23 protein-coding genes are annotated in these 25,265 nt (G+C 68.3%); 5 read left to right on the top strand and 18 right to left on the bottom strand.

The window, feature by feature from the left end; all coding sequences use genetic code 11:
• The first annotated feature begins 27 nt into the window (after positions 1-27).
• Together N5J29_RS05150 and N5J29_RS05145 are read left to right on the top strand one after the other, a co-directional pair.
• The gene (locus tag N5J29_RS05150; protein WP_164152958.1) at positions 28-1,017 is read left to right on the top strand and encodes a uroporphyrinogen-III C-methyltransferase; all 990 of its coding nucleotides are present in this window, start codon (positions 28-30) and stop codon (positions 1,015-1,017) included.
• Positions 1,014-2,324 (top strand): heme biosynthesis HemY N-terminal domain-containing protein, encoded by a 1,311-nt coding sequence (locus N5J29_RS05145; protein ID WP_053518053.1) that lies wholly within the window; start codon positions 1,014-1,016, stop codon positions 2,322-2,324. The genes N5J29_RS05150 and N5J29_RS05145 overlap by 4 nt, the downstream gene beginning before the upstream one ends.
• 97 nt (positions 2,325-2,421) lie before the next feature.
• On the opposite strand, the gene N5J29_RS05140 is transcribed toward N5J29_RS05145, so the two are convergent.
• A complete protein-coding gene (locus tag N5J29_RS05140) occupies positions 2,422-3,717 on the bottom strand; it encodes an acetyl-CoA C-acetyltransferase (protein WP_111186508.1) in 1,296 nt (431 codons plus the stop codon).
• Between the two features lie 93 nt (positions 3,718-3,810).
• Here N5J29_RS05140 and N5J29_RS05135 point away from each other — a divergent pair, with 93 nt between their 5' ends.
• Positions 3,811-4,698 (top strand): hypothetical protein, encoded by an 888-nt coding sequence (locus N5J29_RS05135; protein WP_053518057.1) that lies wholly within the window; start codon positions 3,811-3,813, stop codon positions 4,696-4,698.
• Between the two features lie 151 nt (positions 4,699-4,849).
• Here N5J29_RS05135 and N5J29_RS05130 read toward each other — a convergent pair whose 3' ends face one another.
• From N5J29_RS05130 to glnA, 12 genes are all read right to left on the bottom strand, one after another.
• Complete coding sequence (locus N5J29_RS05130) at positions 4,850-5,470, bottom strand: superoxide dismutase family protein (RefSeq protein WP_065174141.1); 621 nt, start codon at positions 5,468-5,470, stop codon at positions 4,850-4,852.
• A 32-nt stretch (positions 5,471-5,502) separates the two neighbouring features.
• The gene (locus tag N5J29_RS05125; RefSeq protein WP_053518061.1) at positions 5,503-6,069 is read right to left on the bottom strand and encodes a superoxide dismutase family protein; all 567 of its coding nucleotides are present in this window, start codon (positions 6,067-6,069) and stop codon (positions 5,503-5,505) included.
• Positions 6,070-6,162: 93 nt separating this feature from the next.
• A complete protein-coding gene (gene ntrC / locus N5J29_RS05120) occupies positions 6,163-7,611 on the bottom strand; it encodes a nitrogen regulation protein NR(I) (protein ID WP_065174140.1) in 1,449 nt (482 codons plus the stop codon).
• Positions 7,604-8,665, bottom strand: coding sequence for an ATP-binding protein (locus tag N5J29_RS05115; protein WP_053518064.1), 1,062 nt, complete (start codon positions 8,663-8,665; stop codon positions 7,604-7,606). Before N5J29_RS05115 ends, ntrC begins: the two co-directional genes overlap by 8 nt.
• Positions 8,666-8,730: 65 nt before the next feature.
• On the bottom strand, positions 8,731-10,776 hold the full coding sequence (locus N5J29_RS05110) for a TonB-dependent receptor (RefSeq protein ID WP_065182071.1): 2,046 nt from the start codon (positions 10,774-10,776) through the stop codon (positions 8,731-8,733).
• 82 nt (positions 10,777-10,858) lie between these two features.
• The gene (locus N5J29_RS05105; RefSeq protein WP_164152957.1) at positions 10,859-11,140 is read right to left on the bottom strand and encodes a hypothetical protein; all 282 of its coding nucleotides are present in this window, start codon (positions 11,138-11,140) and stop codon (positions 10,859-10,861) included.
• A 144-nt stretch (positions 11,141-11,284) separates the two neighbouring features.
• The gene (locus N5J29_RS05100) at positions 11,285-12,238 is read right to left on the bottom strand and encodes an alpha/beta hydrolase (protein WP_065182072.1); all 954 of its coding nucleotides are present in this window, start codon (positions 12,236-12,238) and stop codon (positions 11,285-11,287) included.
• A 175-nt stretch (positions 12,239-12,413) separates the two neighbouring features.
• The gene (locus N5J29_RS05095) at positions 12,414-13,574 is read right to left on the bottom strand and encodes an MltA domain-containing protein (RefSeq protein ID WP_164152956.1); all 1,161 of its coding nucleotides are present in this window, start codon (positions 13,572-13,574) and stop codon (positions 12,414-12,416) included.
• Positions 13,575-13,718: 144 nt separating this feature from the next.
• Positions 13,719-14,465 carry an N-acetylmuramoyl-L-alanine amidase gene (locus N5J29_RS05090; RefSeq protein ID WP_065182073.1) on the bottom strand — a complete coding sequence of 249 codons (747 nt, stop codon included), beginning with the start codon at positions 14,463-14,465 and terminating at the stop codon, positions 13,719-13,721.
• A 137-nt stretch (positions 14,466-14,602) separates the two neighbouring features.
• Positions 14,603-16,030, bottom strand: a complete 1,428-nt coding sequence (gene amt, locus N5J29_RS05085) for an ammonium transporter (protein ID WP_053520267.1) — start codon at positions 16,028-16,030, stop codon at positions 14,603-14,605.
• Positions 16,031-16,052: 22 nt separating this feature from the next.
• Positions 16,053-16,391 (bottom strand): P-II family nitrogen regulator, encoded by a 339-nt coding sequence (locus tag N5J29_RS05080; protein WP_004134334.1) that lies wholly within the window; start codon positions 16,389-16,391, stop codon positions 16,053-16,055.
• Between the two features lie 319 nt (positions 16,392-16,710).
• Entirely contained in the window at positions 16,711-18,120 is a 1,410-nt protein-coding gene (glnA, locus tag N5J29_RS05075) for a type I glutamate--ammonia ligase (RefSeq protein WP_053520266.1), read from the bottom strand.
• A 219-nt stretch (positions 18,121-18,339) separates the two neighbouring features.
• Between glnA and N5J29_RS05070 the strand changes: the two genes are divergently transcribed.
• Complete coding sequence (locus tag N5J29_RS05070) at positions 18,340-19,134, top strand: undecaprenyl-diphosphate phosphatase (protein WP_053520271.1); 795 nt, start codon at positions 18,340-18,342, stop codon at positions 19,132-19,134.
• Between the two features lie 73 nt (positions 19,135-19,207).
• Positions 19,208-20,035, top strand: a complete 828-nt coding sequence (locus tag N5J29_RS05065; RefSeq protein ID WP_053520265.1) for an META and DUF4377 domain-containing protein — start codon at positions 19,208-19,210, stop codon at positions 20,033-20,035.
• Positions 20,036-20,118: 83 nt separating this feature from the next.
• Here N5J29_RS05065 and N5J29_RS05060 read toward each other — a convergent pair whose 3' ends face one another.
• The 5 genes from N5J29_RS05060 to N5J29_RS05040 form a co-directional block, all read right to left on the bottom strand.
• A complete protein-coding gene (locus tag N5J29_RS05060) occupies positions 20,119-20,730 on the bottom strand; it encodes a YbhB/YbcL family Raf kinase inhibitor-like protein (protein WP_065182075.1) in 612 nt (203 codons plus the stop codon).
• A 10-nt stretch (positions 20,731-20,740) separates the two neighbouring features.
• Positions 20,741-22,810 (bottom strand): tetratricopeptide repeat protein, encoded by a 2,070-nt coding sequence (locus N5J29_RS05055; RefSeq protein ID WP_164152955.1) that lies wholly within the window; start codon positions 22,808-22,810, stop codon positions 20,741-20,743.
• A gap of 56 nt (positions 22,811-22,866) precedes the next feature.
• Entirely contained in the window at positions 22,867-23,901 is a 1,035-nt protein-coding gene (locus N5J29_RS05050; protein ID WP_080375346.1) for an alpha/beta fold hydrolase, read from the bottom strand.
• 7 nt (positions 23,902-23,908) lie between these two features.
• Positions 23,909-24,700 carry a lysophospholipid acyltransferase family protein gene (locus N5J29_RS05045; protein WP_053519975.1) on the bottom strand — a complete coding sequence of 264 codons (792 nt, stop codon included), beginning with the start codon at positions 24,698-24,700 and terminating at the stop codon, positions 23,909-23,911.
• A gap of 120 nt (positions 24,701-24,820) precedes the next feature.
• Positions 24,821-25,255: a hotdog fold thioesterase gene (locus N5J29_RS05040; RefSeq protein WP_053519976.1), complete on the bottom strand. Its 435-nt coding sequence runs from the start codon at positions 25,253-25,255 to the stop codon at positions 24,821-24,823.
• Positions 25,256-25,265 lie beyond the last annotated feature (10 nt).

Below are 25,265 nucleotides of genomic sequence, written 5' to 3'. Positions count from 1 at the left end.
CGGCGACGCCGCCGACAAGGAAGCCTGATGAACGACACCGCCCCCGTTTCCCCACCCCGCCGCTCCCTGCGCTGGCTGCTGCTGCCGCTGGCGGTGGTGGCCGTGCTCGGGGCAGGAGGCTATGCCGGTTGGCGTTTCTGGCAGCAGCAACAGCATGAGCAGGAAGCACAGTCGCGGACGATGGCGGTGCAGTTGCAGGGCCTGGAGGCCACGCTGGATGCGCTGCGTCGCGACCAGCGCGCAACCAGCCAACGCCTGCAGGACGCGGCCGCAACCAACCGCGTGCTGCGCGACGAGATGCTGGGCCTGTCGCAGCGCAGCGCGCTGCTGGAGGAAAACCTCGCCAAGCTCGCCGACAGCGCCAACCAGGGCCGGCAGGCCGTGCAGCGCGACGAGGCCGAACTGCTGCTGACCCAGGCCGCACAGCGCTTGAACTACGCCGACGATGTCGAAGGTGCCCGCCGTCTTTATGCACAGGCCGCGACCGCGCTGGCCGCGCTGCCCGACAGCGAGGGCCTGAACCTGCGCCAGGCGCTGGTACAGGAGCGCGATGCCCTCGATGCGTTGGGTGCCGGACCCCGCGTTCAGGCGCTGCAGCGACTGGATGCGTTGGCCGGCGCCCTGCAGGGGCTGCCGACCCAAGTGGCCAGTACGCCGGCCGGCGACCAGACGCGAGCGTGGTGGCAGGCCGCTCTGGCGCCCTTCGTCGATATCAGCCCGAGCCGCCAGAACGGTCCGCTGACCGCCGCCGAACGGCGCAACGCCGACGATGCGCTGCAACTGGAACTGACCCTGGCCCGGGCGGCGATCGAGCGCGGCGACCGTGCCGGCCGTGACGCCGCGCTGTCGCGCGTGGAGCAGTGGGCACAGCGGCGCTGGCCGGATTCACCGGCCCTGCGCGCGCAGCGTGCTGAACTGCAGGCCTTGCGCGAGCTTCCCTTGCAGACCAGCAACACCGTCCTAGGCAGCACCCTGCAACAGCTGCGCACCCAGACCGACCGGAGGCTACCCGAATGAAACCCCTGCAATCCCTGGTCGTGCTGTTGCTGGCCGTGGCCATTGGTGTGGTCGCCGCGCAATGGCTCGGCACCGACGATCTCAACCGCTACGGCGAAGTGATTCTGCGCTATGGCGGCTACGACTATCACAGCAACCTGCCGAAGGTGGCGCTGCTGACGGTGATTGCAGTGCTGGTGCTGTGGCTGCTGTGGAGCCTGATCGCCGCACCGTTCCGTGCGTGGGGCCGCTACCGCCGCAAGCAGGGCCGGGTGCGCCTGATCGATGGCCTGCAGGCTTACGAGCACGGCCAGTGGCAGCGCGCGGAAAAGCTGCTCGACGGCGCCGCCAAGGATCCGGAAGTGAGCGCGGTGGCGCTGGCCAATGCCGTGCGCAGTGCACAGGCACGTGCTGACGCCAGCGCAGGTGAGGCGCTGCTGCAGCGGCTGGGTGAATCCGATGCCACCCTGCAGGCGCTGCTGCGCGCCGAGCAGCTGCTGGCGCGCGACCTGCCGGTGGACGCGATCAACGTGCTGGATGTGGCCGCGATCCAGCCGCTTCCGCCGCGTGGCCTGTGGCTGCGCACCGAGGCACTGGCCCGCGCCGGTCGTGCGCACGAAGCGTATGGACAGCTGGGCGCCCTGCGTCAGAGCAAGGTGCTGCCGGCCGAATCCAACAGCGAACTGGAAGCGCGCCTGGCCGCGCAGGCGCTGCTGGAAGCGGCCGACGTCAATGCGTTGGCCGCGCAGTGGGAAGCCACGCCGAAAGCGCTGCGGCCGACCCCCGACGTGGTGGGCGCCTATGCCAGCCGCGCGGTGGCGCTGAACTGGGACGAGCCGGCGCTGCTGGCGCTGGAGCACGCCCTGGACCAGCGTTGGGACGACGAACTGGTGGCCCTGTATGGCCGCCTGCCGGCCGAACGCCTCGCCACCCGCCAGGCCAACCTGCAGCGCTGGCGCAACGTGCATGACGATTCGGCGGCGCTGCGCCTGGCACAGGGCCGCGTCGCCCTGGCCCAGCAGCAATGGGACGCTGCCGATACGTTCCTGCACGAAGCGATCGCCAGCGGCGCCGGTGCCCCGGCCTGGGAAGCGCTGGGTGAGCTGTTCGCCCAGCGGGGTGAACATGCCCTGGCTGCACAGTGCCTGGCCAACGCGCTGCGCCTGCAGCGCGGCGAGGACAGTGTGGCGCTGGTGCGCACGGCAGGGGCCGGTGCCGATGAAGTGCCGCCGCGCGCCACCGTGGAAGATCTGCCGACGGTGCCGCAACCGCCGGTGTACAACGCCAACGAAGAGCGCGACGAGTTCGGCAACCCCCGTCTTCCCTGATCGGCGCAGTGCCGGCGAAGGGTCGGCACCCCACCGGGTCCGCAACGAAAAAGCCGCCCATCCGGGCGGCTTTTCCATGTGCAGCCTTCTGCAGCGATCAGCGCTCGACGATCGCCACCACGCCCATGCCGCCTGCCGTGCAGATCGACACCAGCGCGCGGCCGCCGCCGCGTTCGGCCAGCTGCTTTGCGGCCGTGGCGATCACACGCGCACCGGTAGCGGCAAACGGGTGACCGGTAGCCAGCGACGAGCCCAGCAGATTGATCTTGTCCGGATCGATGCGGCCCAGCGGTGCCTCCAGGCCCAGCCGGTTGCGGCAGTAATCCTCGCTCTCCCACGCGCGCAGGGTGCACAGCACCTGTGCGGCAAACGCTTCGTGGATTTCGTAGATGTCGAAGTCCTGCAGGGTCAGGCCATTGCGCTTGAGCATCTCGGGCACGGCCACGGTCGGTGCCATCAGCAGGCCTTCGCCGTGCACGAAATCGACGGCCGAGACATGCGCATCGCGCAGGTAGGCCTGCGGCTCGTGCCCGTGGGCGCGGGCCCATTCCTCGCTGGCCAGCAGCACCGCCGCGGCACCATCGGTGAGCGGCGTGGAGTTGGCGGCGGTCAGGGTGCCGCGGCCGGACACCTTGTCGAACGCAGGCTTCAGCGTGGCCAGCTTTTCCAGCGAGGTATCCGGGCGCAGGATGTTGTCGCGCTCCACGCCGCGGAACGGCGCGATCAGGTCGTTGAAAAAGCCGCGCTCATAGGCGGCGGCCAGCTTCTTGTGCGAGGACACCGCCCACTCGTCCTGCGAGTCACGCGAGATGTTCCATTCCTTGGCCATGTCCTCGCAATGATCGCCCATGCTCTTGCCGGTGCGCGGTTCGGCCACACCCGGGAACTCGGGCTTGAGTTCGGAGAACTTGAAGCCGGAGGTCAGCGCGCGGATCTTGTCGCCGGTGCTCTTGGCGCGGTTGGCGGCCAGCAGGCGTGCACGCAGCTTCTTGCCGTACACGATCGGCACGTCGGAAGTGGTGTCCGACCCGCCGCCGATGCCCGATTCGATCTGGCCCAGGGCAATCTTGTTGGCGACGGTGATGATGCTGTCCAGCGACGTGCCGCAGGCGCGCTGCAGGGTGATGCCCGGGGTGAGCGGCGACAGCCCAGAGGACAGCGTGGCTTCGCGGCCCAGGTTCCAGTCGCTGGAGTGCTTGATTACCGCACCCATCGCCACTTCACCCAGCTGCTGGCCGTGCAGGCCGAAGCGTTCGACCAGCGCACCCAGCGTGCGTACCGACATGCCGAGGTTGCCGACATCCGAATACGCGGTGTTCTGGCGGCAGAACGGAATGCGGACGCCACCGAGAATGGCGACGGGACGAGCGTTGGGCATGGAGATACCTGGCATGGATGAGGGTGTCTGCAACATGGCCTGCACGACAGAGCAGGCATAATGGGGCCAAGTGTAGCTGCCGCCCTGTGATGGGCCAACCGTGGAACCATGAGCAAACCCGACCCCGCGATGAATGCCCTTGGCGTGCTGGCCCTGGAACTGGCCGGCGGCGAGATCCCCCGCCAGGCGGTACTCAGCGCAGACCAGGCCGGTGAACTGGCCGAGCGCGTAGGCCGCGACCTGTCCAAGCTGGTACCGGCCGTGGCCGAGCTGGACCTGGTCCTGGCCGCCGCCCATTTCGACCCGGCCGAAGTGCTGCGCCCGGGCTGGCCGATCCATCGCCGTCTGGAAGAACTGCAGATGCGCGCGCCGGGCCGCAACCAGGGCCCGCGGCTGCTGGCCTTCGGTACCGATGCCAATGGCGATGTGCCGCTGCCGTTCCAGGCCGATTCGACGCTGGTGGGTGGCGGCCTGCGTGTGCTGCCGTTCCTGCTGACCGGCAGTGATGTGGCGACCACCCGTGCGGTGGCCGATGCGTTGGAAGAGGTGCTGCTGGCCAATGGCATGGCCCATGCCGATACCGCGCTGATGGCGCAGAACAGTTTCGGTGCCCGCATCGAGCATGCGCGCTATTTCACCGTGAACGACCTGGCCGCGATGATGTCGATGCAGTACGACAACCAGGGCCTGGCCGCGCTGTGGCCGTTGATCGAGACCGCGATCATGGCGCCGGGGGAGGATGAATGGCTTGAGGCCGCACCGGAGCCGTTGCTGCGCTACAGCCATGGCGAGGCGCGCATGGCGTTGTTCGATCCGGCCGGCTGGTGCGCCCACTACAGTCATGACAGTGGCGACTGCGATCGCCTGCAGGGCATCTATGAGCAGTTCCTGATGCGCCAGCGGCAGATGGCGGCAGTGCTGGAAGCACACGGTGTGCCGGTGCTGTTCGTGCATTGCGAGGCGGGACAGGACGCGCGCGAGTTGCTGGCGCGCTGAAAAGGAAACGGCGGCCGCGTGTTGTAGAGCCGAGCCCATGCTCGGCTCAGGCCGCCGGAAAAGCAGCCGAGCCTGGGCTCGGCTCTACAGAAAGGGATGCAAAGAAAAACGCCGGCCTGCGCCGGCGTTTTCCAATCCAGCGGGGCCGGCCTTACGGGGCCTTCTGGATCACTGCGCAGGCCAGGCGCGCACCGGCGTTGCCGGTCGGCTGGCTGGTGTAGTCATCCGGATCGGCGTGGACGATCAGGCCACGGCCGATGATGTCGAAATCATCGCCCTTGCCGATGTTCACGTTGCTCGACACCGGGCCATCAATGGTGGCCACGCCCTTGTCGTCGGCCTTGATGTTGGGCATGTCGCCACCGTGGTGCGGATCACTGGCCACGCTGCCATGGTCCTGCTTGCCCGGGTTGAAATGACCGCCGGCGCTGGTGCCGTCCGGCGCACTGCAGTCGCCCTTCTCGTGGATGTGGAAACCGTGTTCGCTGCCGGGCTTCAGGCCACTGATCTGGCCCGTGACGTGCACTTTGCCGTCAACCCGCTTGAAGGTGACGCTGCCCTTGGTCTCGTTGCCCTGGGTGGGTGCCAGCTCGGCCGTGGCCGAGGCATCGGCGGTGGACGCCGGTTCTGCAGCGGGCGCCGGTTCGGTGGTTGCGCTCTCGGCCGGCGCGGCCGGCGGCGTCTCGGTCTGCGGGGTGTCGGCCGGCTTGCCGCAGGCCGCCAGGCCCAGGGCGGCGATGGCCGCGAACAGCGAAGTATGGATCAGACGCATGGATGCTCTCCTTGGAAGATGGCCGGCGGCGATCAGCGCGTCACGCGGATCACGCCGCAGGCGATGCGAACGCCGGCATTGCCGGCAGGCTGGCTGCGATAGTCATCGGCATTGGCATGCACGACCAATGCGCGTCCTGCGATATCGGTGGCGGCGCCTCCGCCCAGAGTAACGCCCTTGAGGTGGATGTCGACGTTGGCGCGGCCCTGGGCATCGGCACGCAGGTTGTCGATGTCGCCCAGGTGATGCGTGCCGGCACCGGCGCGACCGTGCGCGACGCCGCCGGGATTGAAGTGATTGCCCGCACTGCTGGCATCCACAGCGCTGCAATCACCACGCTCGTGGATATGGAAGCCTGCCTGCTGCATCGGCTGCAGGCCACCGACCAGGCCGGTGATATGTACGCCTGCCGGTTCGACCTTCAGCACCAGCCGGCCACTGACGATGCTGGCCGACGCCGGGGCCAGATTCGCCTCGGCCTGCTGTGCGGTACTGGTCACGACCGGCGGCGGTGGCGTGGGCTGCGGCTTCGGCGTACTGCCACACGCGGACAGCAGCGCGGCGGCGGACAGCGGAAGAAGGGCAGGTAACAGGCGCATCGAAGACTCCTTGCAGGTGACACTACGGACGGCATCGTCCATGAGGGATCAACGGTTCGGCAAGCGGATGCGAGGATCGCGTGCAGGGACCGTTCAATGGGGGCCGCGGCGGCGGCCTGCGCCCAGCTTGCGGGTCAGCGTGTTGCGGCCCAGGCCCAGCCGCGCCGCTGCTTCCGCGCGGCGACCGTGGGTGATCTGCAGGGCAGCGTCCAGCAGGGCGTGATCGACGCGTTCGCGCACCTGCGCATGCAGCCCTTCCACGCCCTCCGCCAGTTGCCGCCGCGCCCACTCCGACAGCAGCGCCTCCCACTGCCCCGGGTCGGTGCCGCCGGTGCTGCTGCGCCGGGTGCGTGCCCGGTTGAGCGCGGTATCCACGTCGGCCACGCCGATGGTGTCGGCGGCGGCCAGTGCGGCCATCCGCCAGCACACGTTCTCCAGTTCGCGCACATTGCCCGGCCAGTCGTGCTCGCGCAGCGCCTGCAAGGCAGCGGCGGTCAAGCGCTTGGTCGGCGTATCCAGCCGGCGTGCGGCCGCCGCCAGGAAGGTGGTGGCCAGCTGCGCGATGTCCTCGCGGCGCTCACGCAGCGGCGGCAGCTGCAGGCGCACCACGTCCAGGCGATGCAGCAGGTCGGCGCGGAACAGCCCCTGCGCCACCCGTCCTTCCAGGTCCTGGTGGGTCGCTGCGATCACGCGCACATCGACACGGATCAGTTCGCGACCGCCGACACGGAAGAACTCGCCCTGCGCCAGCACGCGCAGCAGGCGCGTCTGCAGCGGCAGGGGCATGTCGCCGATTTCATCGAGGAACAGGGTGCCACCGTCGGCCTGCTCGAAGCGGCCGATGTGCCGGCGCTGTGCGCCGGTGAATGCACCGGCTTCATGGCCGAACAGTTCACTCTCCAGCAGCTCGGCGGGAATGGCGGCGGTGTTCAATGCCACGAACGGGCCCTGCGCACGCGGCGATTCGCGGTGCAGCGCGTTGGCCACCAGCTCCTTGCCGGTGCCGGTTTCACCGGTGATGAGCACCGCCAGCGGCGCCTGCGCGAGCCGGCCGATGGCGCGGAACAGCGCGCGCATCGGCGGCGTATCGCCAACCAGCTGCGGCGACGGGTCGGCGGAGGCCTCCGTGGCCGGTACCGGCGCGGCCAGTGCCGGCGCGACCGCCGGCAGCACGCGCTGGGCCAGCGCCACGGCATCATCCAGATCGAACGGCTTGGACAGGAATTCGTGCGCGCCGCCGCGGAAGGCGCCCGCCGTGCTGGCGACATCGGTGTAGGCCGACATCACCACCACCGGCAGCTGTGGCAAGGCAGCCTTGAGCTTGTCGAGCAACACCAGGCCGTCATCGCCGGGCATGCGCACATCGGTGAACAACAGTGCCGGCGGAGAGCCCTCGGCCAGCGCCTGCAGGGCGGCGGCGGCGCTGTCGAAATCATCGACCCGGTAGCCCGCCTCGCGCAGCGCGGTGCACAGCACGAAGCGCACGGCGCGGTCATCGTCGACCACCCATATCCGCTGGGGTGAAGGGGACGCGTCAGACATCGCGCGGGGCCTCCTCGGCCGGAACGGTGCCGCTGCCGATCGGCAGCAGCAGGGTGAATACGGTATGGCCGGGCCGCGAGCGGTAGGTCAGCGTGCCGCGATGCTCGCGCGCGACCTGCTGGGCCAGCGCCAGGCCCAGGCCGGTGCCTTCGGCGCGACCACTGACCAGGGGCAGGAACAGGTGTTCGGCCAGCTCCTCGGGTACGCCGCGACCGTCATCGGCGATCTCCAGCCGCAGCGCCAGCGTATGCAGCCGCTCGGCAACCCGCGCACCATGCTCCACGCGCGTGCGCAGGGTGATGGTGCCCGCGCCGGCCTGGATCGCATTGCGCACCAGGTTCCACACTGCCTGGGTAAGGCGGTCGGCGTCGCCATCCAGCTCGGGAATGCTGGGGTCGTAGTCGCGTTGCAGGCGCACCGCCCAGCCCGCTTCGTTCTCGGCCAGGCGCAGCACGCGCTCCAGTGCTGCATGGATGTTCAAGGCGGCATGCGGTGCGGCCGGCGCCGGCGACAGCAGCTGGTCAAGCAACCCGTTGAGGCGTTCGATCTCCGAACCGATCAGTTCGATCAGTTCGCGCTCGCTGGCATCGCGCTGTGCGGCACGGCGCGCCAGCAGCTGCGCCGCGCCTTTCAGGCCAGCCAGCGGGTTGCGCAGTTCGTGGGCCAGGCCCTTCAGCGCCGCGCTGAGTGCGCTCGGCAAGGCCTGGGTGGGGTCAAGCCCGGGGAACTCATCGACCGGATGCGCCTCCAGCAGCCAGCCGCCATCATCCCGGCGGCTCATCCAGCCTTCGGCGAAGCGGGGTGCCTCTCCCGGTACCGCCAGTGCCAGCCGGTGCAGGCGCAGGCTGTCACGCTCGTCGCGGGCCAGGAAGTGGGCCAGCGCCTCTCCCTGCACCTCCAGCGCCGCCAGGGGCTGGCCCAGCAGGCGACGGCCGCTGACGCCCAGCCAGCGGCCGAAGGCCGGATTGCAGCCGGTGATGCGGCCGTCGGCAGCGGCCCAGGCCAAGGGGGTACCCAGGGCATCGAGGGACGGTGGCGGCGCGGGGTCGGACATTGCACCAATGTAGTGCAAAAGCGTGGCAGATGCGTTCCTTCCGCAGCCCGAAGCGCCCCGCCGGGCTACAGCTTCATGCTGAGGCCGACGAAGACGGTGCGGCCGGGGGCAGGCGAGAACATCGGCCGGGCACTGTCCCAGAAGAAGCTGTCGTACCACGCGTAGGCGTACTCGCGTCCGGTGACGTTCTTCAGCTGCAGGTCCACGCTCCAGCGCGGATTGATCCGGTACGCGGCAGTAAGGTCGAGCACGGCGAAGCCGCCGAACCTGCCGGCCACGTTGCGCTCTTCCAGGTAGTAGTCGCCCTGCGCGCGCGCCTGCAGGCCCAGCCGCAGTGCCTGGCTGGCCTGGTAGTCCACGCCCAGGTTGCTGATGTGGCGCGGGGTGGCGGCCACTTCGCGGCCCTGCAGGGACACGCCGGGGGCGCGGTTGTCGCGGGTGATCTTCGCTTCCTGGTACGCATGCGAGGCCCACACCGTCCAGTCGTCGCCCACCTGCAGGCTCAACTGCGCGTCCACGCCACGGCGCCGGGTCTTGCCCAGGGTGACGGTGGTGCCGGTGGCCGGCATGTTGGACACCTCGTTCTCCGCATCCTGCTGCCATATCGCGAGGCGGGCCTGGGCGCCGTCAAAGGGCTGGAACTTCAGGCCCAGCTCCATGCCGGTGTTGGTGGAAGGACGCATCGGCGTCTGCCCGGGCGTGAGATAGGCCGGCGCGGTGGCGCCGGTCAGCACCTGGAACGTGCGGCCCCAGTTCGCGTAGACGTGGGTGGTGTCGCCCAGGCTGTGGATGACGCTCAGCTTGGGCTGGCCGATGGTGCCGTAGTCCTGCAGCCGCCCGCGGGTGCCATCCATCAACCGCGTGCGACCATTGAAGCGGTCCACGCGATAGGCCGGCACGATCTTCCAGGCGGCGGCTGGCTGATAGATGGCCTGCAGATAAGCGCCCACGTTGTCGAAGCTGTGGCGGTCGTCGTTCTGCACGCGGGCCGGCGGGCGGGTGAAATCGGTGGGTTCGGCGTAGGCATACCGCTCGCGGATGTAACCGTTGTCCTGCTGCTCGTAGTTCAACCCGCCCTCCACCGTCAGCGTGGCTGCGGGCTGCCAGGTAAGCGTGGTGAGCAGACCGGCCTGGCGCTCGTCCCACAGCCGCCGCTGGCGCGGCAGGTTGCCGGTGGGCAGGTCGCTGAAGGTCACGCGCCGATCGTCCTGGTAACGGTTGTAGTACAGCCGGGTGCCGAGAACGAGCGCGTCGGACAGCTTCAGGTCCAGATGCGCGGCGAACTGGCGCATGTCGCGGTCGTCGCCGTCATGGGCGTTGCGCAGGTCGCTGCCACGGCGGTGCGTGCGCAGTTCCTCGGCCGTCATGAAGCCGGGCTCGTCCGCCTCGTGGTGATAGGCGCGCGCGGTCAGGCCCACGCGCAGGCCATCGTCCAGTGAACCGTAGAACCACTTGCCACCCAGCGAATACTTCCTGGAGGTGTCGTGCTCGCGATAACCGTCGCTGGCCTGGGTGCCGATGAAGTAGTTCTGCGCGAAGCCGTTGGATTCGCGGCCCACCGCCAGCTGCGCATCGCGCGTGTTGTAGCTGCCATAGGCCAGCCGTGCATCGGTGTAACTGCCGCCCTGGCGGGTGCCGAAGTTCACGTTGCCGCCGATGTTGTGCAGCCCATAACGCGGATCGTTGGTCCCGCGCACCACCTCGATGTAGCTGATTTCCAGCGGGAACAGCATGTCGATGAAGCGCTGGTTGCCGCTGTTGACGTTGCTCGGGATGCCATCGATCAGGGTCTTGATGGCATTGAGGTAACCCTCGCCATTGAAGGCGCGGAAGCTGACCTTGCCCGACTCGGCACCCTGGCGTGTTTCGGTCAGCTGGATGCCGGGCATCTGCCCCAGCAGTTCCCAGCTGTGGGACACGGTGCGGTCTTCAATCTGGTCTGCGCCCAGAACGTCGACGGAGGTGAGTACCTGGTGCGCGCTGAGGGCGCCTTCCCGGTGCTGGTGGACATCGACCTTGCCCAGGGTGAGCGCCGCGTCGGCTGACTGCGCCAATGCGTCAGGGGCAAGGGGAGCCGCCGCCAGGGCGGCCAGCAGCGTGGGGGTCTTCATGGGGAAGGAGATGGAGTTCCAAAAATGAAACTTTATAACATTTCAGTTCTGGCAGCCATCGGGGACGCCGGTTTGCCGGGCGTCAGGCAGACGGATAGCCGGTCGCTTCCCTGGCCTCCTTCCACGCGATTTCAAATTCGCGCGCGCTGATCTCGTCGTCGGAATCGAAATCCAGGAACGAGACGGGCTGGTCAGCCAGCATGAAACGGTCATCGCTCTGGCCGTTTTCATCGGCCCATACCAGCTTGGAGCCGTAGATCTCCACCTGGCGGACGATCCTGTCGCCCCGTGCTTCCATCAGCACGTTGCCCTTGCCGAGGCCCGATTCGGCCCAGTGCTTGTAGTACTTCTTTGCGTTCTTCATTGCCGGAGTCCTGGCTGTGGAGGCAGCCGGAGAGTTCAGAGGGCGGCATTATCGCCCAGCGGGCACCGCAGGGGCCTGGCGATGACCTGCCATGCGCCCGTCGATCACGGCAGAAGGCCCCGGCTCACCGCCGGGGCCCTGCACTCACTTCTGCTGCAGGAAGGCCAGCAGGTCCTGGTTGACCTTGTCCTTGTGGGTTTCGGTCAGGCCATGCGGCGCACCCGGGTAGACGATCAGGCGGGCGCCCTTGATCAGCTTGGCCGACATGCGGCCGGCAACGTCGATCGGCACGATCTGATCGTCATCACCGTGGATCACCAGCGTCGGCACGTCGAACTTCTTCAGGTCCTGGCGGAAATCGGTTGCCGAGAATGCGGCGATCGAATCGTAGGTGTTCTTGTGCCCGCCCAGCATGCCCTGCGCCCACCAGGCGTCGATCATGGCCTGCGAAACCTTCGCGCCGGGGCGGTTGAAGCCATAGAACGGGCCGGAGGGAATGTCGCGGTACAGCTGCGAGCGGTTTTCCAGCTGCGCCTTGCGCAGGCCATCGAACACTTCGATCGGTACGCCGCCGGGGTTGTCGGCGGTCTTGAGCATGAGCGGCGGCACCGAGCTGATCAGCACGGCCTTCTTCACCCGGCCGGTACCATGGCGGCCGATGTAGCGCGCCACTTCGCCCCCCCCGGTGGAGAAGCCCACCAGCGTCACGTCATGCAGATCCAGCGTGTTGATCACCGTGGCCAGGTCATCGGCATAGTGGTCCATGTCGTTGCCTTCCCACGGCTGGCTGGAGCGTCCATGACCGCGGCGGTCATGCGCGATCACGCGGTAGCCATGGTCGGCCAGGAAGATCATCTGCGATTCCCAGCTGTCCGAGTCCAGCGGCCAGCCGTGGCTGAAGGTGACCACCGGGCCATCCTTCGGACCCCAGTCCTTGTAGTAGAGCTGCACGCCATCGGCGGTGGTGAGGGTGCTGGCGGTACGGGCGACGGCGGTGACGGCGGTGGAGGGCGCCGCTTGCGCAGCCTGGGCGGACAGGCCGGCCTGCAGGGACAGAGCCAGGGCAGTGGCGGCCAGGGTGCGGGTGACGGTGTTCATGGTGGAATCTCCTGCGAAGTGAGTGGGTTTCGACAGGTCCACTTTGCGCCCCTTTCCAGGACTGTTTGCTACGCAAAGTCCTTAAAATTTGACCGTTCGTCCGCCAATCCCCATGGCCCGCGACCGCTACCGCGCGGGCATCGCCGCGGCCCGGTCAGCGGTCAGCGGTCAGCGGTCAGCGGGCCGGCAATGCCGCACCCTTCGGCCACAGCATCCACAGGCTGCCCTGCTGCTTCATGTCGCCGGCCAGCTTCCCAGCGGCATCACCGGTGCCCCAGTACAGGTCGGCGCGGACTTCGCCGGCAATGGCGCCACCGGTATCCTGCGCGGCCACCGGGCGTACCAGCGGCGTACCGTCCGGACGGGTGGTCGACAGCCACAGCAGGCTGCCCAGCGGTACCACGGTGCGATCCACGGCAACGCTGTAGCCGGCAGTCAGCGGTACGTTCAACGAACCGCGCGGGCCTTCCGGGCTGTCGGCGCTGCGCACGAAGAACACGTAGCTGGGATTGCTGCGCAGCAGCTCCGGAACACGCGCGGGATTGGCCTTCGCCCACGTGCGGATGGCGTCCATGGTGACGTCTTCCTTGCGCAGCTCGCCCTGCTCCACCAGCCAGCGGCCGATCGCGCGATAGGGATGGCCGTTCTGCTCGGCGTAGGCCAGCCGCACCTGCGTGCCATCGGCCAGGCGAACCCGGCCCGAGCCCTGGATCTGCAGCAGCTGCAGGTCCATCGGATCGGTCAGCCAGGCCAGTACCGGCGCCTTGGCACCCTTGCCGGCGATGGTGCCTGCGTCGTCATAGGGCTTGAGTACCTTGCCGTCCAGGCGGCCGCGCAGGCGCTTGCCCTTCAGTTCGGGGTAGACGCTGTCCAGCTGCACCACGATCAGATCATCGGGGGTGCCATAGACCGGCACTGTTGCCGTGTCCGTGCGGCTGAGGCTGCCGGGGTAGATCGGCTCGTAGTAGCCGGTGATCAGGCCTTCGGCCTGCTGGCCACCCGCACGCAGCGCATAGACGTCCAGATCACGCTGCAGGAACTGGCGGATGGCGGCCGGGTCCTTGTCTGAAACCGCAGCGGCTGTGGCGCAGGGTCTGGCCCAGACCGCATCGTTCTTCAGGCGGGTGCAGCTGCTGCGCCAGGCGACGAAGCCGGCCTGCAGGTCGCTGTCCGAGACTGGTGGCAGCGCACTCCATTCAACCCTGGCGTAGGTGGCCGCAGCGGGCGTGGCAGCGGCAGGCGTGCCTGGGCGGGTGCCGGTGGTGGAACACGCGGCGAGCAGGGCTGCACCGAGCAGGAGGAGCAGCGCGCGCGGCAACGACTTAACAGTGATCATGGTCGCAATGTAGTGGGGCGGGTGCTGGCCCGGCAACCTCATGCAGGTGAAGCGCGGGCCCATGGCCGGCGGAAAGCGGATCCCGCGCTGTGCGCTCGCCGGGCACGGCCCGGCGCTACCGGCATTCCGACCCGGCGCTGCCGGTCACGGCGTCTGCAGCAGCAGCGAGTACAGGATGCGCGCGTCTTCCGCATCCAGCGTCTTCGGCAGATCATCGCTGCCACGGAATCGACGGTGGAACGCGGCCACCGCCGCGTCCCGATCCTCCAGCGGGTAACCGAAGCGGGCCAGCGCATTCCAGGCATCGAAGCCTTCCGGTGCGGGACCATCGCTGGCGCGCGGCCACACGCCGAAGCCGGCCTCTGCCAGCTGCTGCCACGGGAAGAAACGGCTGGGATCCTGCTTGCGCGTCGGCGCCAGGTCGGCGTGGCCGATGACCTGTCGCGGCGGAATGTCCAGGCGCGCGGTGAGGTCGCGCAGCAGCACGATCAACGATTCGATCTGCGCCGCGCTGAAGGGTGTGCGGCCGTTGTTGTCCAGCTCGATGCCGATGGACGCCGAGTTGAGGTCGGTGATGGTGCCCCATCGGCCCGTGCCGGCATGCCAGGCACGACGTTGATCGCTCACCAGCTGGTAGCGATGGCCATCGGCGCCGATCAGGTAATGCGCGCTGACCCGGCCGCCACTGTTGGCGGTGCGCAGCGTGCGCAGGCTCTGCTGCACCGAATCCTGTTCGGTGTGGTGGATGACGATGATGACCGGACCCCGCGCGTTGTGGTTCGGCGAGGGCACCCAGGTCGCGAGCGGATTGCGCGGCTCCGGCGGAGCGGACGCACAGGCGGCCAGCAGCAGGCAGGCCGAGAGCAGCAGGGACGTGCGGATCGGGTGCATGCCCCTGATTGTGCGCGATCGGGATGGATCGTGCATGGAGGCGCACGCGGCGCGTGGCCGGTGCCCTGACGGACGCAGCCGGGCATGGCCCGGCTGCACAGCGTGCGGGCGGCCCTTCCGGACCGCCCGCCCCTGCATCAGGCCTCGTACGCGGATTCGCCGTGCGAGGTGACGTCCAGGCCGGTACGTTCGGCCTCTTCGGTCACGCGCAGGCCGACCACCACCTTCACCAGCAGCAGGATGACCGCGGTCACCACGGCGGACCAGACCACCGTCAGGCCGACGCTGACCACCTGCACCCACACCTGGTGGCCGATATCCAGATCGGCCTTGGTGCCGCCCAGCGACTGCGCACTGAACACACCGGTGAGGATCGCGCCGACGATGCCGCCGACGCCGTGCACGCCGAACACGTCGGCCGTGTCATCCACCTTCAGCAGGCGCTTGAGACCGGTGACGCCCCACACGCAGACGGTGCCGGCGACAAAACCAATGACGATGGCACCCAGCGGCCCGACCGTGCCGCACGCGGGCGTGATGCCGACCAGGCCGGCCACCGCGCCGGAGGCCGCACCCAGCGCCGACGGCTTGCCCTTGCCGATGGCTTCCACCAGCGTCCAGCCCAGCACTGCGGCGGCGGTGGCCAGCACGGTGTTGAGGAAGGCCAGCGATGCCACGGTATCGGCCGCGGCGGCGGAGCCGGCGTTGAAGCCGAACCAGCCCACCCACAGCAGCATCGCGCCGATGTAGGTGAACGGTACGTTGTGCGGCTTCAGCGCGGTCTGGCCGTAGCCAAGGCGCTTGCCGACGAACCACGCGGCGACCAGGCCGGCAACGCCGGCGTTGATGTGCACCACGGTACCGCCAGCGAAGTCGATCGCGCCCAGCTCACCCAGGTAGCCACCGCCCCAGACGATATGCGCCATCGGGATGTAGCTGAAGGTGAACCACAATGCCGAGAACAGCAGCACCGCACGGAACTTGATGCGCTCGGCGAAGGCACCGACGATCAGCGCGGTGGTGATGCCGGCGAAAGTCGACTGGAAGGCGACGAACAGATAATCCGGCAGGCCCGCGATCGGCGTGTTGCCGACCGAGTCGGGCGTGAAGCCCTTCAGGAACGCGAACTCGGTGAATGAACCGAAGAACGGATTGCCGGCGCTGAACACCGCGCTGTAGCCGTAGGACACCCACAGCAGCAGCACCAGCGAGAACACCACCAGGATCTGGCTCAGCACGGACAGCACGTTCTTCGAACGCACCAGGCCGCCGTAGAACAGGGCCAGGCCCGGCACCACCATCAACAGCACCAGCAGGGTGGAGGTCAGCATCCAGGCGACGTCGCCGTGATCGAAGGCCGGGGCCGCAGCCTCGGCAGCCGCGGGAGCGGCGGCGGCCGGTGCCTGCAGCGGCTCGACCGCTACCGGTTCACTGCTCAACGGTGTCACCTGGGCCTGGGCGTGGGCGTTGCCCGGCCAGACGCCCGCGGCCAGCGCGCTGAGCAGCATCAGCAGGCACACGAGATGGAACCGGGCTTGCCACCCGGTAAGAAGGCGCATCTTCATTGGGGGAGTCTCCGGAAGGGGGTTACAGCGCGTCTGCACCGATTTCGCCGGTGCGGATGCGGATGACCTGTTCGACGGCGGTGACGAAGATCTTGCCGTCACCGATCTTGCCGGTACCTGCCGACGATTGGATCGCCTCGATCACCGCATCGGCGCGCTCGTCGGTGACCACCGTTTCGATCTTGATCTTGGGCAGGAAATCGACGACGTACTCTGCGCCGCGGTACAGCTCGGTATGGCCCTTCTGGCGGCCGAAGCCTTTCACTTCGGTCACGGTGATGCCCGACACGCCAGCATCGGAGAGGGCCTCGCGGACCTCGTCGAGCTTGAACGGTCGGATGATGGCGGAGATCAGTTTCATGCGCATGTCCCGATGGTGGATGGGGCCAGCGCGCCAACGCGCGATGGCATCAGGCAACCACGGGCCATCACATCGATGGCCGTGGCTGTTGCACCGGACACGAACGGGGCCGGGACGGTCGTGCCTCTCTCCTTGCACGACCGACGCGGGAGGGAGGGCGGCCCATGTCGCGTATCCGGTCTCTCTTGCCCCTGGATCAACGGACCCACGGTCCGCTCTACCACGGTGGGCCGGAGCCCACCCTGCGGCTCCCCAGCCGCAAAGATCGGAGGCGATGGCGGCGGGTGGGAGGGGGAAGCCCGCCGCCATCGCCGCCCGGTCAACTGGCGTAGTACAGCTGGTATTCCAGCGGGTGGGTCGCCGCGCGGAACTTGGTCACTTCCTGCATCTTCAGCGCGATGTAGCCGTCGATGAAGTCATCGCTCATCACGCCGCCGGCCTTCAGGAACTCACGGTCCTTGTCCAGCGCTTCCAGCGCCTGGTCCAGCGAGGAGCAGACCTGCGGAATCAGCTTCTCTTCTTCCGGCGGCAGGTCGTACAGGTCCTTGTCACTCGGTGCGCCCGGGTCGATCTGGTTCTTGATGCCGTCCAGGCCGGCCATCATCAGCGCGGTGAAGGTCAGGTAGCCGGACTGGATCGGATCGGGGAAGCGCATTTCGATGCGGCGTGCCTTCGGGTTGGAGACCCACGGAATGCGGCACGACGCCGAACGGTTGCGCGCCGAATAGGCCAGCATCACCGGTGCTTCGAAGCCCGGCACCAGGCGCTTGTAGCTGTTGGTGCCCGAGTTGGCGAAGGCATTGATGGCGCGGGCATGCTTGAAGATGCCGCCGATGTACCACAGCGCCAGCTGGCTCAGGCCGCCGTAACCGTCGCCGGAGAACAGGTTGGCGCCGCCCTTGGACAGCGACTGGTGCACGTGCATGCCGCTGCCGTTGTCGCCGACGATCGGCTTGGGCATGAAGGTGACGGTCTTGCCGTTGCGGTGCGCGACGTTCTTGATGACGTACTTCATGCGCAGCAGCTCATCGGCCTTCTGCACCAGGGTGCTGAACTTGGTGCCGATCTCGCACTGGCCGGCGGTGGCCACCTCGTGGTGCTGCACTTCCACTTCGATGCCGACCTGTTCCAGCGTCTTGCACATTTCCGCACGCAGGTCGTGCAGGGTGTCGGTCGGCGGCACCGGGAAGTAGCCGCCCTTCACGCCCGGGCGGTAGCCGCTGTTGGCGCCGTCGTACTTCGCGCCGCTGTTCCAGGCGGCTTCTTCCGAGTCGACCTTGAAGAAGGTGTTGCCCATTTCATTGGCGAAACGGACCGAGTCGAAGATGAAGAATTCCGGCTCCGGGCCGAAGAACGCCGATTCGGCGATACCCGAGGACTTCAGGTAGGCCTCGGCACGCTTGGCGATGCCGCGCGGGCAGCGGCCGTAGGCCTGCATGGTGGCCGGATCGAGGATGTCGCAGCTGATCACCAGAGTGGGATCGGCGTAGAACGGATCGACATAGGCGCTGGACGGATCCGGCAGCAGGACCATGTCCGATTCGTTGATGCCCTTCCAGCCGGCGATCGAGCTGCCATCGAACATCTTGCCTTCTTCGAACAGCGACGCTTCGACGATGCTGACCGGGAAGGTGACATGCTGTTCGACACCGCGCATGTCGACAAAGCGCAGATCGACGAACTCGATCTGGTTGTCCTTGATCAGCTTCTCAACGTTTTCCACGGACATCGGTACGACCTCGGATGGGAATGAATGCCTGCTGAGGTACAGCAATGACCGTGCCAACTTTTTGCGCCCTGCAAGTCCTTGATTTCACACAGCGTGCACTGAGTCAGTGCGGCACAGCCTGCACCAAAGGGGTGCGCAGGCACGCGGATGCACCCCTTTGGTGCGGCATGGATGGTCTATCCTCTCGACCTTCTTCCGCCGCACGCGCCCGCACTGTCCATGTCCGACCTGCTCTCCGCCCTGCTGCTGGGCATCCTCGAAGGCTTGACCGAATTCCTGCCGATCTCCAGTACCGGCCACCTGCTGATCGCCCAGCATTGGCTGGGCGCACGTTCGGATTTCTTCAACATCATCATCCAGGCCGGCGCGATCCTGGCCGTGGTGCTGGTGTTCCGCCAGCGCCTGTGGAGTCTGGCCACCGGCCTGGGACAGCGCGAGAACCGCGACTACGTGTTCAAGCTGGGCGCGGCATTCCTGGTCACCGCCGTGGTCGGGCTGCCGGTGCGCCTGCTCGGCTGGGAACTTCCGGAAACGGTCAGCCCGATCGCCTGGGCGCTGATCATCGGCGGCATCTGGATGCTGCTGGTGGAGCTGTATACCGCGCGCCTGCCCGACCGCGACCAGGTTACCTGGACGGTGGCGATCGGTGTCGGTCTGGCACAGGTGGTGGCCGGCGTGTTCCCCGGCACCTCGCGCTCGGCGTCGGCCATCTTCCTGGCCATGCTGCTGGGCCTGAGCCGTCGCGCAGCCGCCGCCGAGTTCGTGTTCCTGGTCGGCATTCCCACCATGTTCGCCGCCAGCGCCTATGCGTTCCTCGAGCTGGCCAAGAAGGGACAACTGGCCAGCGAGAACTGGGCCGATGTCGGCGTGGCGTTCGTTGCCGCCGTCATCACCGGCTTCATCGTAGTGAAGTGGCTGCTGGGCTACATCAAATCGCACCGCTTCACCGCGTTCGCCCTGTACCGCATCGCGCTGGGTGCCGCACTGCTGCTGTGGTTGCCGTCCGGCACCTGAACAGCGGCGGGGAACGGCAACCCCGTTGCCGGCCCCGCCCCGTTTCCCCCTCGGTTCCCCAAGGAGAATCACCATGAACCGCAAGCTCACCCTGCTCCTCCCGCTGGCCCTGCTGGCCGCCTGCAGCCAGACCCCGGCCCCGGCCGGAACCGGCGGCGACGACGTGGCCCCGGCGGCGACCAAGGCGGCAGACCAGCAGACGCTGGCGCACCTGGACGCGCAGCGCCTGCAGAGCCAGCACTGGCGGCTGCAGAAGGCCACGGCCGCCGACGGCAAGCGCATCGACGCGCTGTTCGCCCGTGAAGACAAGCCGGTCACCCTGGACTTCGTCGATGGCCGCCTGTCGGTCAGCAATACCTGCAACCGCATGAGTGGCGGTTACACCCTGGCCGACGGAAAGCTGAGTGTCAGCGCGATGGCCTCGACGATGATGGCCTGCGCGGACAAGTCGCTGATGGCGCTGGACGAGGCCGTATCCAGCCGCCTGCAGGGCGAACTGAAGGCGGAGCAGGATGCCGCCGGCACGCTGACCCTGACCAGCGCACAGGGCGACACGCTGGTCTTCGCTCCGGAACCCACCGCTGAAACCCGCTATGGCGGCGCCGGCGAAACCGTGTTCCTGGAAGTGGCCGCCCGGACCGAGAAGTGCTCGCACCCGCTGATCCCGGACTACCAGTGCCTGCAGGTCCGCGAGGTGAAGTATGACGACAAGGGCCTCAAGCAGGGCGAGCCGGGCAAGTTCGAGAACTTCTACGGCAACATCGAGGGCTACACCCACGAAGACGGCGTGCGCAACGTCGTGCGGGTGAAGCGCTACGAGGTGAAGAACCCGCCGGCCGATGCGCCGTCGCAGGCGTATGTGCTGGACATGGTGGTCGAGTCGGCCGTCGAGAAGAAGTAAGCATGCAGAAGGGCGGCCGCAGGGCCGCCCTTCTTCATTGCCGCCGGGCGTACTGCCCGGCGCTGCAGAAACACGCTGCGCGGTCAGGCCAGCGCCGGATTCAACGTGTAGGTGCCGTGCAGCGCCGCCTCGGCCAGCACATGGCCATGCATGGCGCGATGGACATCCGCGGCGGTGAAGCGCTCCGGCAACGCCAGCGCGGCCACGTCCAGCGCGAACACACGGAAGAAGTAGCGGTGCAGCCGCTCGTCGTTGAACGGCGGGTACGGGCCGTCGTAGCCCAGGTAATCACCGGCCATGTCCGGATTGCCGGCGAACCAGCCGGTGAAGTCGTTCAGGCCCTGCCGGCTGCCGGCCGGACCGGCCGGTGCGGCCTTGCCCTTGACCACGAAGCCATCGCTGCAGCTGCCCGCGGCGATCTCGTGCACGCTGGCAGGGATGTCGGCCATCACCCAGTGCACGAAGTCGCAGCGCGGCTGGTCGCGTGGCACCGTCATATCACTGCGGCCGACGGTGTCCGGCACGGTCGGCACATCCGGGTCCACGCAGATCAGCACGAACGAGCGGGTGCCCTCGGGCACATCGCTCCAGGCCAGGTGGGGATTGCGGTCCGGCGCGAAACCGGCGGTGTCGCCGGCGGCGAATTCGCGGTCGATCGGTGCGCCGTTGGTCAGGCTGTGGCTGCTCAGTTTCATCGGACGGTCCTCACTCTTCCGGGTAGCCCAGGCGCACCGCGATCGGTGTCAGCTGGGCGAAAGCGGCGCTCATCACGTCGCGGTAGTGGCGCCAGTGGCCCGGCGGGAAGCGCGGCACGCCAAGCTGGGCTGCCACGGGCATGGGGCGCTCGAACAGGCGTCCCAGCAGCTCGGCCATCGCCTGCGCATCATTGCCGATGTGATCGATCCGCAGCAGCACATGCGGGTACAGATCTTCCTCGTTCAGGGTCGCGACCTGGGCCAGCGCACGCGCCAGCCATTCGCCGGCCTCGGCCAGCGAGGTCATCGCCAGCGGCGCGGCAGCGCCATAGGCCACCCAGTCCAGCAGCATGTCGCGCGGATCACGCAGGACGATCAGCAGGCGGCCCTGCGGCAGCTGCGGGCGCAGGGCCCACAGCAGCGCGTTGTCCCACCACAGCAGCCAGTCGATGATCGTGTCGCCCTGCACGCCGCGCGCCGGCAGCTGCTCCCGCCAGCGCTGCACCAGCCGCTCCGGCGTCAGCACGCCGGACGCCAGGTCCTGCAGCGTGTGGTAGTTCTGGAACGCGTCATCCGGCGGGTTGCTGGTGTAGCGATCACTGCGCAGCACCGGGCTGGCAGCGGCCAGGCCGGTCGCCACGCGCTCCACACCCGAACCCGGTGCGCCCCACAGGAAAATCGGCGCCGACGTGTTGGATTCGTCGACACTGCCCTTGTCCGGCCAGCTCGGCGGTGCCTTCGCCTGCGGCGGCAGCGGCAGGCGCTGCGGCGCCTGGTCGGCCTGCAGCGCCAGCCAGGTTGCCAGGGCAGCATCCGGTTGCCCGGCGCGATCCTGGATCTCGCCCAGCCAGGTGCGCAGGTCAGCGCGATGGCCCTCCGCGGCCTGTTCGATCAGCGCCTGCACGCGGGCGACGGCAGCAGCGGGGTCGCGCTGCAGCAGGCCCTCGACAAGGCGGGACTCGGCGCTGACACGGCCCGGCTCGAGGCTGACGATGCGTTCTGCGATGCCTTCAGCCTGTGCGTGCTCACCCGCCATGTCGTGCAGCCGCAGACGCGCCTCCAGGGCGGGCACATGGCCAGGCATCGCTTCGATCCAGCGCTCGACCACGGCAACCGCCGCATCGCTGCCCACCTCTTCCACCGACAGGCGTGCCAGCCACAGGTCATGCAGCTGCGGGTTGTTTTCCAGCGCCGCATCCAGGCGTGCGCGCGCTTCTTCCTCGCGGCCCAGCCGCTGCCACGACATCAGCAGCAGCTGCAGCATCTGCCGGTCTGCCGGCTGCGATTCCAGCAGCGGCAGCAGGTGCTCCAGCGCCTGCAAGGGCTGCCCGCTGCGCAGCGCCAGCTCACCGGCCAATCGCCGCAGCGATGCGTGGTCCATGCTTGGCTGCTGCAGCGCCACCTGCATGGCCTCGGCGGCGGCCTCGAGATTGCCCTGCCGCAACGCCAGCTGCACGACCAGCCCGTGCAGGGACGACAGCGACGGGTTGAGCTCCAGCACGCGGCGGAAGGCCTGCTCGGCGAATGCCAGCATGTCCTTGCCCAGATAGGCAAAGCCCAGTGCATACAGCACGCGCGGATCATTCGGCTGGGCCTGGTTGGCCTGCGACAGCAGCACCAGCGCGCGATCAGGATCGTCACGGCGCAGGGCGATCATGCCGTCGATGTGCAGCAGATCGGGGTGATCCGGTTCGACGCGCGCGGCCAGGGTCGACAGGCGCTGGGCTTCGTCGAAGTCATTGCGGCCGATCGCCAGGTGCGCCTGCATCAGGTAGGCGGAAAAGGCGTTCGGATTGAGATCGGTGGTACGCAGCAGCGCCTCGTCGGCGCCCTGGTATTCGCGCAGCGCCAACAGCAGGCCGGCATGCTGCAGATGCAGCTGGGCATCGTCGGGGGCCAGCCGCAGCGCCTGCTGCAGGGCGTCCATTGCGTCGCTGGGCTTGCCCTGCTGCTGCAGCGCAAGCGCCAGCCAGCGGTGGGCCGCGGCCAGGCCGGGTTCGTCACGGGTCCACGCCTGGGCCAGCTGCACGGCCTGGCCGGCCTCGTTCTGGCGCAACGCTTGGATGATCTGGTCTTGCATGGCGGTCCGGTTCAAGGGCAAACCCGCATTGTAGCGGCCTGCGCGCCGGTCCCGGTTCAGGCCTGCAGAACCCGCCGCAGGCGCTGTGCCACCCAGCGCTCGGAGAAGCCGTCACCACGCCAGTTTTCCAGGAAACCGCAGTGACCGCCCCAGCACGCCGTTTCCAGATGCGCCTGGCGTGGCAGCTGCCAGTCGCGGAATGTGGAATACGGGATCACCGGATCATCCTGTGCCATCAGGATGTCGGCCGGCACCTGCAGCCCGGACAGGCGATCACCGGCAATCGAGTAGCCGTCGAAATACGCCTGCAGCGAACCGAAGGTGGTATGGCGCTCGACCAGCCATGCGGTCAGCGCGCGGATGTCCAGCTTCAGCACGCGATCGTCGCAGTCACTCAACTCGGGGAACAGGTCGCGCTTGCGGCGCAGCGAGACGGTCCACTTGCGGCGGAAATACCAGTCGTACATCGCCGGGCCGTTCTCGATGCTCTCCATGGTCAACGCCGGGTCCAGCACCGGGCACACCGAGGCCACCCGCAGCAGCGGCACGCCGGCTGCCGGCGCACGCAGGGCCAGGCGCAGCACGAAGTTGCCTCCCAGCGAGTAGCCAGCGGCGACCAGCGGCAGGTGCGGCCAGCGCTGGGCGACGTCGCCCGCGGCATGCACCACTTCGTCGATCAGGTTGGAATGGAAGATGCCGGGGTTGAGGTGATGGGTGTTGCCATGGTCACGGAAGTTCAGCCGCACCACGTCGAAGCCCTGCTCGAGCATGCGCGCGGCGGCCATGCGCATGTAGCTGGACTCGGCGCTGCCTTCCCAGCCATGCAGCAGCAGTGCGATGCCACGCGGCTCGCGCCCCTCGACGTGGCTGTGCCAGCCCTGCAGGCGCACGCCCTCGCCACCATCGAGGATCATTTCCTCGCTGACTGCGCCGGTGGCGGCCAGCAGCAGCAGGCCGCGCTGCAGGCGCATGCGGCTGGAACTGAGCATCGACTGCAGGTGGGGATTGCGCAGCCAGCGCGGCGGCTGGTAATCGGCCGCAGTCAGCATCGACGCGGATGCGTCGACAGGCGGTGGCGGGACCAGGGCCACCACGGCCTCACTCCCCGCTCATGGCCGCCACGATGCGCGCGCGCGAGGTCTCCGCGATGCGCCGACGGCCTTCCAGGTCCTGGGCACCGATCGGTGCCAGGAAGTGCACTTCCGCACGTCGCGCCGGCTCACCGAGCAGGCGCAGGAAATTGGCGAAGAAACTCTCGCCCGGGCCGAAGGCCACGATCGTCTGCGCGTCGCCCTTCGTTCCGTACACCAGCGCCACCGGCTGCACCGGCACACCGGTCTCGACTGCCGCCTGGAAGATCCGGGCGTGGAACGGGCCCACTTCGTGGCCCCCGCGGGTGCGCCCCTCCGGGAACACGCCCACGGCCTTGCCTTCACGCAGGCGATCGGCCATCACCTGCATCACCCCACCGAGCGACTCGGTGTTGCCACGCTGGTGGAAGATGGTCTGGCCGCGCGCGGCCAGCCAGCCGACCACCGGCCAGCCGGCGATCTCGCGCTTGGCGACGAAGCCCATCATGCGCTGGCTGTGCAGGATGCTGATGTCGACCCAGCTGACGTGGTTGGCGACGAACAGCACCGCGCCGGGCAGCGGCTGGCCGAAGCGCACCAGGCGGAAACCGAAGATCCACATCAGGCCGCCCTGCCACGCGTTCACCACTTTGGCACCGAGACGGTCCTGGCCCACGCGCAGGTTCGCCCACGGCGCGAGCATGCCCAGCAGGGTGAGCGGCAGGAACACGAGGATGTGGACCAACAGCAGCGGTACGCGGTACAGGTAACGGCACACACGCGCCACGCCGCCGCGGGGGGCCGGAGTGGGGGAAGTCATCCGCGCACGATACCGGAGGGCTGCCATCGCTGCCAGCTGGTTCAGGCCATAAATCCGCTTGATCGGGGCAATCGGCGGGGAACGCTGGGTTCCGCCGCTGTCGCGGGCCTGGCCAGGGGCTCAGCCGTGGCCGGCAGCCACCACGGCCAGGGTCAGCCGCGAGATGCACACCAGCCGGCCCTGCTCGTCCTCGATGCGGATCTCCCACAGCTGCGTGCTGCGACCCACGTGCAGCGCGCGTGCGGTACCGGTGACGGTGCCCGAACGCACCGCGCGCACATGGTTGGCGTTGATCTCCAGGCCCACGCAGATCTGCTTGCCGGCCTCCACGCACAGATTCCCCGCGCTGCTGCCCAGGGTCTCGGCCAGCACCACCGATGCGCCGCCATGCAGAATTCCGTAGGGCTGGCGGGTGCGCTCGTCCACCGGCATGGTGGCCTGCAGCCAGTCTTCACCGGCAGCGCTGAAGACGATGCCCAGCGACGCGATGGCCGTGTTGCGGCTGAGCGCGTTGAGCTGCTCGAGGGATACGGCTTCGCGGAACACCTGGGTCATGCGGGCACCT

The sequence above is a fragment of the Stenotrophomonas sp. GD03680 genome, assembly GCF_029844625.1.
Lineage (GTDB): Bacteria > Pseudomonadota > Gammaproteobacteria > Xanthomonadales > Xanthomonadaceae > Stenotrophomonas > Stenotrophomonas maltophilia_P.
This window is presented reverse-complemented; position numbering and strand designations above follow the sequence as displayed.